11 protein-coding genes and 1 tRNA gene are annotated in these 11,488 nt (G+C 64.1%); 5 read left to right on the top strand and 7 right to left on the bottom strand.

Annotation, left to right across the window (positions count from 1 at the left end):
* The first annotated feature begins 30 nt into the window (after window positions 1-30).
* Window positions 31-747, top strand: a complete 717-nt coding sequence (locus ACFQO4_RS20545) for a TVP38/TMEM64 family protein (RefSeq protein ID WP_500262595.1) — start codon at window positions 31-33, stop codon at window positions 745-747.
* Between the two features lie 99 nt (window positions 748-846).
* On the opposite strand, the gene ACFQO4_RS20550 is transcribed toward ACFQO4_RS20545, so the two are convergent.
* Window positions 847-1,374, bottom strand: a complete 528-nt coding sequence (locus tag ACFQO4_RS20550) for a response regulator transcription factor (protein WP_500262596.1) — start codon at window positions 1,372-1,374, stop codon at window positions 847-849.
* Window positions 1,375-1,491: 117 nt separating this feature from the next.
* The gene (locus ACFQO4_RS20555; RefSeq protein ID WP_305882003.1) at window positions 1,492-1,608 is read right to left on the bottom strand and encodes an HVO_2523 family zinc finger protein; all 117 of its coding nucleotides are present in this window, start codon (window positions 1,606-1,608) and stop codon (window positions 1,492-1,494) included.
* Window positions 1,609-1,778: 170 nt separating this feature from the next.
* Between ACFQO4_RS20555 and ACFQO4_RS20560 the strand changes: the two genes are divergently transcribed.
* The gene (locus ACFQO4_RS20560) at window positions 1,779-2,099 is read left to right on the top strand and encodes an antibiotic biosynthesis monooxygenase family protein (RefSeq protein ID WP_500262597.1); all 321 of its coding nucleotides are present in this window, start codon (window positions 1,779-1,781) and stop codon (window positions 2,097-2,099) included.
* A 265-nt stretch (window positions 2,100-2,364) separates the two neighbouring features.
* Here the strand turns inward: ACFQO4_RS20560 and ACFQO4_RS20565 are convergent, their stop codons facing one another.
* Complete coding sequence (locus ACFQO4_RS20565; protein WP_500262598.1) at window positions 2,365-5,508, bottom strand: adenosylcobalamin-dependent ribonucleoside-diphosphate reductase; 3,144 nt, start codon at window positions 5,506-5,508, stop codon at window positions 2,365-2,367.
* A gap of 513 nt (window positions 5,509-6,021) precedes the next feature.
* Here ACFQO4_RS20565 and ACFQO4_RS20570 point away from each other — a divergent pair.
* Window positions 6,022-6,201 (top strand): DUF8029 family protein, encoded by a 180-nt coding sequence (locus tag ACFQO4_RS20570; RefSeq protein WP_500262599.1) that lies wholly within the window; start codon window positions 6,022-6,024, stop codon window positions 6,199-6,201.
* Here the strand turns inward: ACFQO4_RS20570 and trpG are convergent.
* The 4 genes from trpG to trpD are packed head-to-tail and all read right to left on the bottom strand — an operon-like array spanning window position 6,192 to window position 10,374.
* Window positions 6,192-6,851: an anthranilate synthase component II gene (gene trpG, locus ACFQO4_RS20575; RefSeq protein WP_500262600.1), complete on the bottom strand. Its 660-nt coding sequence runs from the start codon at window positions 6,849-6,851 to the stop codon at window positions 6,192-6,194. The genes ACFQO4_RS20570 and trpG overlap by 10 nt on opposite strands.
* Window positions 6,848-8,656, bottom strand: a complete 1,809-nt coding sequence (trpE, locus tag ACFQO4_RS20580; protein ID WP_500262601.1) for an anthranilate synthase component I — start codon at window positions 8,654-8,656, stop codon at window positions 6,848-6,850. The genes trpG and trpE overlap by 4 nt, the downstream gene beginning before the upstream one ends.
* Window positions 8,657-8,687: 31 nt before the next feature.
* Window positions 8,688-9,362: a phosphoribosylanthranilate isomerase gene (locus ACFQO4_RS20585; RefSeq protein WP_500262602.1), complete on the bottom strand. Its 675-nt coding sequence runs from the start codon at window positions 9,360-9,362 to the stop codon at window positions 8,688-8,690.
* A gap of 1 nt (window position 9,363) precedes the next feature.
* Window positions 9,364-10,374: an anthranilate phosphoribosyltransferase gene (gene trpD / locus ACFQO4_RS20590; RefSeq protein ID WP_500262603.1), complete on the bottom strand. Its 1,011-nt coding sequence runs from the start codon at window positions 10,372-10,374 to the stop codon at window positions 9,364-9,366.
* A gap of 167 nt (window positions 10,375-10,541) precedes the next feature.
* Here trpD and ACFQO4_RS20595 point away from each other — a divergent pair.
* Window positions 10,542-10,616, top strand: a tRNA-Val gene (locus ACFQO4_RS20595).
* 487 nt (window positions 10,617-11,103) lie between these two features.
* Window positions 11,104-11,488: MBL fold metallo-hydrolase (locus tag ACFQO4_RS20600; RefSeq protein WP_500262608.1), on the top strand; the 385-nt coding region annotated here is incomplete at its 3' end.

Genomic DNA, 11,488 nt, shown 5'->3' on the forward strand with positions numbered 1-11,488 from the left:
CAACCCCGGCGTTCGAACCTCCGGCAATCGATGGCGTCGCCGATCACCACTCGAGCCCTCCTCGGGACGGGACTCGTGGGTTTCGTCTTCCTCGCGAGCCTGTTCGTCTCGCCGTCGGCCACGGTCGGCGTGCTCGAATCCGTCGCTGGCGATCCGTACCGGTTCGGGCTCGCCGTCGCCGTTCTGTACACTGTCCGGCCCCTCTTCGCGTGGCCGACGACTCCGCTCGCCGTCCTGGTCGGCTACGGCTACGGCGCGGTTCTCGGCCTCCCTGTCGCCCTGCTCGGCGTCTCGCTGACCGTAATTCCGACCTTTCTCGTGGTTCGCTGGCTCGTCGGGGGAAGCAACCGGTCGACCGGCGAGAGACGCCCGCTCGCCGGTTTCCTCGGGCGGAGTTGCGACGTGATCGACCGTTACTACGACGCCGTCGGCCCCGTTCGCGGCGTCGTCACGTCTCGACTCGCGCCGATTCCCTCGGACGTCGCGACAGCCGCCGCAGCCGTCAGCGGGGTTCGGCTTCGACACCTCGTTGGTGGGACGGCCCTCGGCGAGCTGCCGTGGACGATCGCGGCCGTTCTCGTCGGTGCCTCGGCGGCCAGGCTCACGAACGACGTCCTGGTCGACGGGGTCGGTCAGCACGGGTTCGTCCTCGCCGGGTCGGCAGCGGTCGTCGCCGTTGCACTGGTCGCACCGTCGATCTACAGCCACCTCCGGACTGGGTCGACCGCGGGGACGTCGCTCGAGTGAACGAAGACGCATCTCCATTCACGATTCTGTGTCCTCACGGTATTCGGGCTACCCATCCCTGGCGGATCCTTGCGCTCTCGCCCTCGGCGAACCCCTGCGCTATTCCCTTTCGGCGAACCCGTCTCCCATCGAGTCACCGAGTTCCTGTAAGTCCGCCTCGAGCCGTTGGTATCGGTCGGTTCCCTCCAGGTCGTCGATCGAGAGGGAACCGTCGAGTGCTTCCTTCTTGTTCGAGAGCGCCGCCACTTCACGACGACCGTGCTGACCGTATCGCGACTTGGCGCGGAGGGTTTCGATCAGGCGTGTCAACGTCGTTCGCGAGACTGGCTTCGTCACGTAGTCGTCGACGTCGAGATCGATGATGTCGAGTCCGGGGTCGACGGCGGTAACCATGATGACCCAGCAGTCGTGGCCTCGACGACGGAGTTCGTCCAGGACCTCGTCGCCGGCGAGATCGGGCATCTGTCGGTCGAGCAGCACGACGTCGACCTCGTCGCTCACCTGCTCGAGTGCGCCGCGACCCGTGTAGGCGGTGCGAACGGCGTAGCTGTCGCGCATCCAGCTCGCGTATAGGTCGACCAGTTCGCGCTCGTCGTCGACGACGAGAATCGTCGGTTCGGTGGCCATGCGACGGGAATCGTCAGAACGTGGGACACTCGAGGAGGTAGTCGTTTCGGTCAACTCAGTCGGTGAGTCGTCCGTCCACGTGGGAGTATCGAAGTCGTTGAACCGGCTGTCGGTGGACTATCGAAACGGATCGGAACAATCGTAGACGACGCCGTGTTGGGGACAGACGTACTTGCAGTGACGTTTGTAGAGGTGGGCCCCGCAACTGGGACATGCGGGTCCAGCGTCGGTCATTGGCTGCGTTTCGGCGTCGGGCGTGCTAAGTGTTCCGTCGGAGGAGCTTGTCGAAGGTTGCCCTCGTATCTCGTGTGTGGACGGTGCGTTTGTGTCACGAGGGTATCTCCGGCGCATCGTGTTCGCGGAAGCGAATCTTTTTGACCGCAAAAGCCTGGGTACAGGTATCGATGTACCTGGTTACGTTTCGCCTGGATCCGGGGGAGTACGATGCGGAGTTCCACGAGTTGAACGACTCGATCCAGGCCGTTGCCGAAGAGACGGACGGTTATCGCGGTAAACGAACGTGGAACGACCCAGCAAGTGGCGAGGTGCTCGTCGTCTACTACTGGGACTCACTCGACGCGCTCGAGGCGTTTGGCGCGGATGCAGACCACAAACGAGCGAAACAGCGGTGGAGCGAGTGGTACGACGCGTACGAAGTCACCATCACGGAAGTCATCGAAACGTATGGAAGCGGATTCGGTGACTCCGCTGACCCACCCGAGTAGTGTATCCACTGTACTGACCGCACCAGGTCGCGAATATCATTTACTAGCATTTCAACAGAGCCCCGTAGGATGGTCACGTCGTCGGGTTCAGGCCCGACTCGGACGTTCGCCGCTCATCTCGAGAACCTCTCGACGGGCGCGGTAGGAGTCAGAAACGATTCGATTTCGGTGTGGCCGCTGGCTCGAGAGCCACTCCTCCAGTGAAGTCGAACCCTCCGTTGAAACTCTGGAAAGCTAAAATCCGAATCGGCGTCGAGCTACTCGATCAACACTCGCTCCAACCGCAGGATTCGCAGGTCTTACAGCCCTCCGAGAAGTAAAGCGAGAGCGACCCACAGGAGGGACACTCCGGAGATTCGCCGGCGTCGATGAGGTCCTGCGTGGCGTCCCGTTCGTCCGCAGTCGCCGCCCCACCGTCGGTCTCGTGGTCGTCCGCGTCGACGACCTCCACGTCGGTCTTGAGGCCGGCGTCTGCGTCAGTGTCAGTCTCGGCGTCCGCTGACTCCTCGAGCGTCTGCTGTTTCGGGTACGGCTTGTCGATTTCGTCGTCGAGATACCGGCGCATCGCGGTGCCGATGGCGTCCGGGATCGACTGTATCTGTTCGCCCTTGTCCCAGGCGACTTTCGGACTCCGGGTCCCACAGAGTTCGTCGATGACCTCCTCGGGATCGACGCCCGAGCGCAGCGAGGTGGAGATGACCTTCGCGAGCGCTTCCGTGAAGGAGTTCGTGAAGCCCCCGGAGTGGCCAATGTTCGCGAAGAGTTCGAACGGCTGGCCGGTCTCGGGGTCCTCGTTGATCGTCACGTACACCTTGCCGTAGCCGGTGTCGATCCGCTGACTCACGCCCTGGAGCGAATCGGGGCGTTCGCGCTTCTCGGCGAAGTCGACCGTAACGGGTTCGTCCTGAGTGCCGATGGTCGCGCCGTCGGCCTCGAGTACGTCTCGGACGTCCTCGTGCTCGAGGAACTGCTCGAGACCGCCGAAGATGTCGTCGATCTGCTCGAGCAACGCTTCGGCGGCTTCCTGCTCGTCGGCGAACTCCGTATTGTCGGCTCGCGTCGTCAGGACTTGCTTGGTTCGGGTGCCGTCGCGGTAGTACGTGACGCCCTTGCCACCGTGCTCGTAGACCCACTCGAAGACGTCCTTGGCGTCCTCGAGCGTGGAGTCGTTGGGCGCGTTGACCGTCTTCGAAATCGCGGAGTCGACGCCCTCCTGGCAGGCACACTGGACCGCGGCGTGATCTTTCGCCGAGAGGTCCGCGGTGATGACGAACAGTTCGCCGATGGCGTCCGGGACGGTCTCGAGGCCGTCGACGCCGTCGAACTGGTTCGTGGCCATCTGTTCCTGGGCTTCGCGTTTCGCGGCCTCGACGTCGACGTCGTTGGCCTCGAGCGTCCGAAGGAAATAGTCGTCGAACTCGACGAGCATCTCGTCGCCCTGGACGTCGTCGGTGACGTTCTTGTAGTAGGCGACGTTGTAGATGGGCTCACAACCGCCGGTCGTGTTGCCGACCATCGAGGTCGTCCCGGTTGGTGCGATGGTCGTCACGTTGTGGTTTCGGATGGGGTAGCCGTCCGCCCAGTCGTCGGCGGACTCGCCCGTCTGGTGTTCGAACCACTCGCGGTACTCGATCGGGTTCGCATACTTCGAGTCGTCCCAGTCGGCGAAGGAGCCGCGCTCTTCGGCGAGTTCGTGGCTGGTCTCCTTCGCACCGTGGTTGATGTGCGTCATCAACTGGCGGGCGACCTCGTTGCCCTCGTCGCTGCCGTACTTGATACCGAGCTGGATGTACAGTTGGGCCAGGCCCATGATGCCCAGTCCGATCTTGCGCATCCGGCGAACGGTCTCCTCGATTTCCTCGACCGGGAAGTCGGACATGGTGACGACGTTCTCGAGGAAGCGCGTCCCGTACTCGATGCGCTCGTCGAATTTCTCCCAGTCGATGGCGTCCTCGAGGAACGCGGCGACGGCGTCCTCGTGGGAGTCGTACTCCTCGGCGTGTTCGGTCGACCAGACGCGCCAGTCGGGGGCGTCGAAGTCCGCCAGCGTCGAGAGGTTGATGTGACCGAGGTTGCAGGCCTCGAACTCCTCGAGCGGCTGTTCGCCGCAGGGATTTGTCGCTAAAATGGTATGTTCTGGGTGTTTCTCCACGTCGAAGGAGTGTTCCTTGTTGACTCGCTCGAGGTAGATGACCCCTGGTTCGCCGTTCTCGTGGGCGCCCTCGACGATGCGCTCCCAGACGAGTTCGGCGGGTACCGAGAGCGGTTCACCGACCTCGACGTACTCGCCGAGGTCGTAGCGGCCGTACATCTCCTTGGTTTCCTCGGTGGCGATGTGGGGTTCTTCCGTGCGCGGGTTGGTGAAGGTGTACTCCTCGCCGTTCTGGACGGCTTCCATGAAGGCGTCAGTGACGCCTACGGAGATGTTAAAGTTCGAGAGGTGGCCCTCGACAGCGTTGCGCAGGTGCTTCGGTACCTTCCCGTCGTCGTCGATCAGTTCGCGGGCCTCCTCGAGCGCCTCGGCGAACGTCGTGTACGTATAGTCGTCGGGATCGTTGAGCCGCAGGGTGTGTGCCAGCGAGACGTCTTTGTTCTTCGCGTGGATGAACTCGATGACGTCCGGGTGCGAGACGCGCATGATGCCCATCTGGGCGCCTCGTCGCGTCCCGCCCTGCGCGATGGTCTCACAGAGCTGATCGTACGTCCGCATGAAGGTGATCGGTCCGGAGGCGATGCCGCCCGTGGAGCCGACGCTGTCCCCGAACGGGCGAAGCTGCCAGAATCCGTAGCCGACGCCGCCGCCGGACTGGAAGACTTCGGCGGCCTTCTTGGCCGTCTCGTGGATGTCTGCGAGGTCGTCGTCGGGGCTCATGACGAAACACGCCGAGAGCTGCTGGAGTTCGTCGCCGGCGTTCATCAGTGTCGGCGAGTTCGGCATGAACGAGAGGCTCTCCATCCCCTCGATGAACGTCTCGGCGACGTCTTCGACGTGCTCGCGCACGGGTTCCGGCAGTTCCGGAACGATCGTGTCGTAAGCGAACTTGTTGACGTTCCGTTCGGTCAGCGTCGTCTCGCTGTCGTCGTCCACGGTGGTCCCCTCCCCGAAGACCTCCGCCGCGAGTTCGTCCCGGCGCGGATGACCCGGCTTGAGCTGATCGGGCGTAACCGTGATCTCGAGACCCTGGTTGTTCGCCTCGTACACCGCTTCGGCTAGCGCGATGTTCTTCCCGACGCGTTCGAACAGTTCCTCCTGGGTCTCAGCGAGTTCGCCGTCGGCGTCCTTCCGGAGGTAGCGGGCGGGAAGGATGTTCTGGTAGGCGTTTGCCGTCATCCGATCCTCGAGGGTCTCTCCCTCGGTGCGCTTGATCGGGAGCGTGAGATCGTCCGCGGTGAGTTCGGACCCGCTCATGCGCGCGCCACCTCGAGCACGCAGGAGTCTCCTGACGCGAGTTTCCCCGAAAATTGAGTGTTCCGTTCCATGAGTAGTGACGACGGTTTGGTGTTCTCCCAACCCTATAAATCTACCTGAGTTGTAAGAACACAATTTCAGTTGTGTTTATACCAGTCGGTGCTCGTAAATGAAACCGGCGACTGAGACTGCCGCCGTGGCGTCTGTAAGACGCTACGAACCCAACGGCCTTAACGATTTCCAGAGTGGACCGAAAGTGATCGAATTCTCGTTCAGAACGGCGACGTACGGTGGTTTTTAGTTTTTCGAGTGAAGGAGGTGGCGGTCTCGCGAACACACGACACGGTGGGGTGCCCGGCCGGTTCGGGGTTTCGACGTGTCGCGTCGATTCTCGTCTAGAGCGACCCGAGCAGCTCGAGCGACTCGGCTGGTTGTCGCCATCGGAACGTTCACTTCCGAATTACTGTCAAGATGGTCGGAAGTATTAGGTATCTTTAGCGCGCGTAGGTAGGTATGCTAGATCCGATTACAGGTTCACCGGTGCTCATGGTGCTCGCGGCGCTCGTCGTCCTCGCCGTCGTCGTCGTGGCGGTCAGGTTCGCGATCAAGATGGCGATCAGAGTCGGTCTGGTCGCCGCCGTCGTCCTCGCGGCGCTGTACACCGTCGGCTACCTCGACGCGCTTCAGTTCTGAGAGGCGATTCCGTCGAGGAAGTTCTCGATGACGTCGTGGCCGACAGCGGTGAGCACACTCTCGGGGTGGAACTGCACGCACTCGAGTGGCACGTCCGGGTCGACGTGGCGAACGCCCATCACGAGCGACTTGCCGTCGTGGTCGGTCGTCGCCGTCACCTCGAGACAGTCGGGCACGTCCACCGCGACGAGGGAGTGGTACCGACCGGCCTGGAACCCCTGTTCGAGCCCCGAGAAGACGCCCTGCCCGTCGTGGGTGACGGGTGAGGCCTTCCCGTGGATGGGCTCGGGAGCGCGCTCGACCGTCCCGCCAAACGCGTAGACGGCGGCCTCGAGGCCAAGGCAGACGCCGAGGATCGGAACTGTCGAACGCAGTTCCCTGATGACGTCCATCGAGACGCCCACGTCCCGGTCGTTTTTCGGATGACCGGGACCGGGGCTGACGATGATCGCGTCAGCCTCGACCGCGCGAACGTCCTCGAGCGAAGCGGTGTTCTTGAGGACCGTCGTTTCGGCGTGCTCGCTGACGTACTCGACCAGGTTGTACGTGAACGAATCGTAGTTGTCGACGACGAGGACGTGCGGATGGGGCGGTTCGGCTTCTGTCTCGGCGGGTACGCCGACGTCGTGGTCGTCGCGTGAAGAGCTCATCGGCGTGCCTCCGCGACGGCGTTTTCGTCGGTGTCGTCCTGTTCGTCGTGCTCGCTCCGCTTCGAATGACTTCGACCGCCGTCACTACCACTGCTCTCTGAAAGCCCTCTCGTGCTCGAGTCCACGTCGATCCGCTCGAGGGCACTCACTACGCCGCCCATCTTCTTCTCGGTCTCCTCGTACTCGGCGGCTGGATCGCTGTCGGCGACGAGTCCCGCACCCGCCCGAACCGTGATCAACTGGTCGTCGTCTCGTTCCTCGACCGTCGCCGTCCGGATGACGATCGCGACGTCGGCGTCGCCCGTCCACGAGAAGTACCCGACGCCGCCGCCGTAGAGCCCGCGTGGTTCGTCCTCGAGGTCGTCGATGACCTCCATGGCCCGGACCTTGGGCGCACCCGAGAGCGTCCCGGCGGGGAACGCCGCGCGGGTCGCGTCGAACGCGTCGAGATCCTCCTGGAGCGTGCCGGTGACCGTCGACTCGATGTGCTGGACGTGGCTGTACTTCAGGACGTTCATGAACTCGTCGACGCGGACCGATCCCGCGTCGGCGACCCGTCGAACGTCGTTTCGCGCCAGGTCGACCAGCATCGTGTGCTCGGCGCGCTCCTTCCCGTCGGCGAGCATCTCGCCGGCCAGTCGACGGTCCTCGACGGGGCTCGAGCCTCGGTCGCAGGTGCCCGCGATGGGGTTCGACATGATCTCTCGCCCGCGAACGGAGATGAGCGTTTCCGGACTCGCGCCGACGACGGTGAGGTCGTCGTGCTCGAGCAGGTACATGTACGGCGAGGGGTTCACAGCCCGCATCGACTCGTAGAATCCCAGCGGATCGACGTCGCCGCGGAGTTCTCGCCGACGGGAGATCACGCCCTGGTAGATGTCCCCATCGAGCACGTGCTCTTTGGCGCGCCTGACGTGTCCCTCGTAGTCCTCCCGCGAGCCAGCGGTCTCGCCCTGGCAACGGAACCCCCCGGTCTCGAGTGCCGTCGCCGACTCCAGCGTCTCCTGGACGCGTGTCGCTTCGGCGCGAAGCTCGTCGTACACCGCATCCGGATCGTCGTCGGCCTCGAGGACCGGCGTGAACACGAGGGAAACGGACCCGTCCCGTTCGTCGAAGGCGAGCGTCTTCGTCGTCAGGACGAACTGGGCGTCCGGAAATCGCGATTCGGGCCGCTCGCGACCGACCTCCTCGAGCCAGAGGTCGTAGACGGCGTCGTAGGCGAGAAAGCCGACGAGTCCGCCGTCGAAGTGCTGGCGGTCCCGGTCTGGCACGTTCTCGAGCCGGACGTTGGGGAGTGCGCCCCGGAGCGCGTCGAGGGTGTCCCCGGCCCCCCTGCTACCGATTTCGATCGCCTCGAGCGGCGCCGCAGCCGAGAGCACTTCGACCTGGACTCCCTCGGGCCCGACCGTCACGACGGCGTCGGGATCGTAGCCCACGTACGAGAAGCGGGCGTGTCGCTCCGCCGTGCTCGCGTTCGGCTGAAAGGCCCCGTCCGGGTCGCTCGAGGGCGTCTTCTCGGCGCTCTCGAGCAGGAACGCGTAGGGCGTTCGCTCGTCAGCTCTGTCGCCCTCGTCGGCTTCGGTGCCCTCACTGCCTTCGATCCGGTCCGTCGCCGTTCTCCCGGTAAGCGCGGCGTAGGCGGTGAGCGGCGTCGTCTCGACCTCGAGCGTCGCTTCGACGCGCACGACGGCCGGCCGCTCGGTGCGATCAGCGGCGTTCGCGTAGGCACGAAAGCTCTCGCGGTCGGTCTCGAACGTCGGCGTCCCGGCAGCTTGCGTCGTGGTCGTCGATCTGGAATCCGTCATCGCTCCCTCGTGACTGCTCGTCTGGCGTTTCTCACGGCTCGATCACTCGCTGGCGAGGTTCGTTCGGCGCCAGTGCCGTTCGTCGACCTCGCTCGACGAACGACCGGACGTCGTCGTGATCTTTGACGCCAGGGCTGGATTCGATCCCGCTCGAGACGTCGACGGCGAACGGCGTGACGGTTCGAATGGCATCCTCGACGTTGTCAGGAACCAGCCCGCCGGCGAGAATCACGGGCGACTCGAGGTCAGCGGTCGCCGCTCGGGTCCGTTCCCAGTCGTGAGTTTCGCCGGTCCCGCCCGCACCCTGGTCGTCCACGGAGTCGACGACCAGCGCGTCCGCGAGATCGTCGTACCGCGAGGCGGCGGTCACCCGTTCTGCATCGACCGCCAGGAACACCTGTGCGTCGATTTTGGCCCGGAGGTACGCGAGGTCGCCAGGGCGCATCCCGCCGTGGATCTGGACCGCATCCGGGTCGACCCGCTCGACGAGTTCGATCGCTCGCTCGGGGCCAGTCGGCATGGTTACCAGGACGGTCGTCACGAACGGTGGCGCGGCGCCGAGGAGCTCGGCCGCCCGCTCGGGAGCGACTTCGCGCGGCGTGTCGATCGGAACGTCCGAGACGACACCGACGGCGTCAGCGCCGGCGTCGACGGCCGCCTCGACGTCGGTCTCTCGCGTGAGGCCGCAGATCTTGACGCGAGTCACGTCACCGGGCCTCCGGAGCGACCCCGCACAGTCGATCGAGCGTCGCGCTCGCGTCCCCGCGCTGGATCGCCTCGAGTGCGCGGTCCGCGCCGGCCTCGAGGGTGGGCGCTTCGCCGGCGACGTAGATGGCAGCCCCGGCGTTCGCCAGGATGACGTCGCGTTTGGCCCCGTCGACGTCCCCCTCGACGATACCGCGCAGGTCGGCGGCGTTTGCCGCGGGCGTTCCCCCCGAGATGTCGTCGATGGCGTGCCGTTTGAGGCCGAGGTCGGACGGCTCGAGGGTGTACTCCTCGACGCTCTGGCCGTCGACTTCCGCGACTCGCGTCTCGCCGTGGATGGCGATCTCGTCGGTGCCGGCGCCGTGAACGACGAGCGCCCGGTCGACGTCCATTCGCGCGAGCGCCCGGGCGAGGACCGGCACGAGGTCCGTGTCGTACACCCCGACGACCTGCGCGTCCGCGCCCGCGGGATTCGTGAGCGGGCCGAGGACGTTGAAGATCGTCCGAATCCCGAGTTCCTGGCGCGGCCCGATCACGGCCTTCATCGCGGGGTGGAAGACCGGCGCGAGCATGAAGCCGATGCCCTCCTCCTCGATGGTCCGCTCGACGGCCGGCGGTTCGGCGTCGATGGTGACGCCGACTTCCTCGAGCACGTCGGCGCTGCCGGACGATGAGGATACCGAGTAGTTGCCGTGTTTGGCGACTGGTACGCCCGCGCCCGCGGCGACGATGGCGCTCGTCGTCGAGACGTTGATCGTATCGTAGTCGTCGCCGCCGGTGCCGCATGTGTCGACAAGCGGCTCGCGGTCGGGGTCGATCGTTCGCGCGGCGTTTCGCATGCCCTCCGCGAAGCCCGCGATCTCGGCTTCCGTTTCGCCTTTCGCGCGCAGGGCCGTCAACAGCGCACCAATCTGGGCCTCGGTCGCACCCTCGAAGACCGCGTTAGAAGCGGCTCGAGCGTCGGCTTGCGTCAGATCGTGACCGTCAGTTACGTGTTCGACGTACGTTTTCATAGGGGACACCAATGTACGAGTCTGTCTGGTAATGACCAAACAAGTACATAGACTTAAGCGTGTCGGAGACTCGTCCGTGGTGAGGTCTCGCGTACGGCCACCGATTCGAAACCTTCAATTAGGGTGGCGGGCAACGATTGACTGCAGGACGAAGACGCGAACCGGACGGGTTGGTGGTCTAGTCTGGTTATGACACCTCCTTGACATGGAGGAGGCCGGCAGTTCAAATCTGCCCCAACCCACTTTTCAGCGATACAACGCGACGAGCGTAGCGTGGCGCTACGCGCCACGGAAATGCGAACGACGAAGTCGTGAGCGTAGCGAGTCGCTCGTCGCTGAAAAGTTGTTACGGGGGGATTTGAACCAGACGAGGCGCGCACAGCGAAGCGAGCACGTCTCGGCGAGGGTCAAATCTGCCCCAATTCACGTTCTCCCGTTGTGAGCCTAACCAGACGCCGTCACACTCTTTGGAACCACTTGTCGTCCGTTGGAACCACTTCGAGTAGGGGCTAGTGGATCACGTGAGTGTGTTTCTCGAGCACGAACCCTGAAGTATATAGGTCCGAAGAGTCACTACCTATCTAACCGAAAGACGCGCTGTCCCTCACACGGATGCGGGTGAACGGCAAGACGACGAACACGTGTGCTACCGCGACCGACGCCTCTCACTGACGCCTGACTCGCTCTCTTCCCATTCCCTGTGGCTGGACCGCTATGATCGGCACATCTATGGAAATCGAAATTGCAACCATCGGCGGTTACGAGGAAGTTGGACGGCAGATGACTGCCGTTCGCGCAGGAAACGATATCGTCATCTTCGACATGGGACTGAACCTCTCGAAGGTCCTCATTCACGACAACATCCAGACGGAGAACATGCACAGCCTCGACCTGATCGACATGGGCGCCATTCCCGACGATCGGGTCATGAGCGACCTCGACGGTGACGTCCGGGCGATCGTCCCGACTCACGGCCACCTCGACCACATCGGTGCCATTTCCAAACTGGCACATCGATACGATGCACCGGTCGTCGCGACGCCATTTACGCTCGCGTTAGTCGAACAGGAACTCGAAGACGAGGACAAATTCAGTTCGGACAGCGAACTCGTCG

This window comes from Saliphagus sp. GCM10025334 (assembly GCF_042663485.1).
In the GTDB taxonomy this organism is placed as follows: Archaea; Halobacteriota; Halobacteria; order Halobacteriales; family Natrialbaceae; genus Natronosalvus.

What these genes read in the sequence shown, in the direction of transcription:
- ACFQO4_RS20545 (WP_500262595.1), top strand. Translation starts at nt 31, where the DNA reads ATGGCGTCGCCGATCACCACTCGAGCCCTCCTCGGGACGGGACTCGTG.
- ACFQO4_RS20550 (WP_500262596.1), bottom strand. Translation starts at nt 1,374, where the DNA reads ATGGCCACCGAACCGACGATTCTCGTCGTCGACGACGAGCGCGAACTG.
- ACFQO4_RS20555 (WP_305882003.1), bottom strand. Translation starts at nt 1,608, where the DNA reads ATGACCGACGCTGGACCCGCATGTCCCAGTTGCGGGGCCCACCTCTAC.
- ACFQO4_RS20560 (WP_500262597.1), top strand. Translation starts at nt 1,779, where the DNA reads ATGTACCTGGTTACGTTTCGCCTGGATCCGGGGGAGTACGATGCGGAG.
- ACFQO4_RS20565 (WP_500262598.1), bottom strand. Translation starts at nt 5,508, where the DNA reads ATGAGCGGGTCCGAACTCACCGCGGACGATCTCACGCTCCCGATCAAG.
- ACFQO4_RS20570 (WP_500262599.1), top strand. Translation starts at nt 6,022, where the DNA reads ATGCTAGATCCGATTACAGGTTCACCGGTGCTCATGGTGCTCGCGGCG.
- trpG (WP_500262600.1), bottom strand. Translation starts at nt 6,851, where the DNA reads ATGAGCTCTTCACGCGACGACCACGACGTCGGCGTACCCGCCGAGACA.
- trpE (WP_500262601.1), bottom strand. Translation starts at nt 8,656, where the DNA reads ATGACGGATTCCAGATCGACGACCACGACGCAAGCTGCCGGGACGCCG.
- trpD (WP_500262603.1), bottom strand. Translation starts at nt 10,374, where the DNA reads ATGAAAACGTACGTCGAACACGTAACTGACGGTCACGATCTGACGCAA.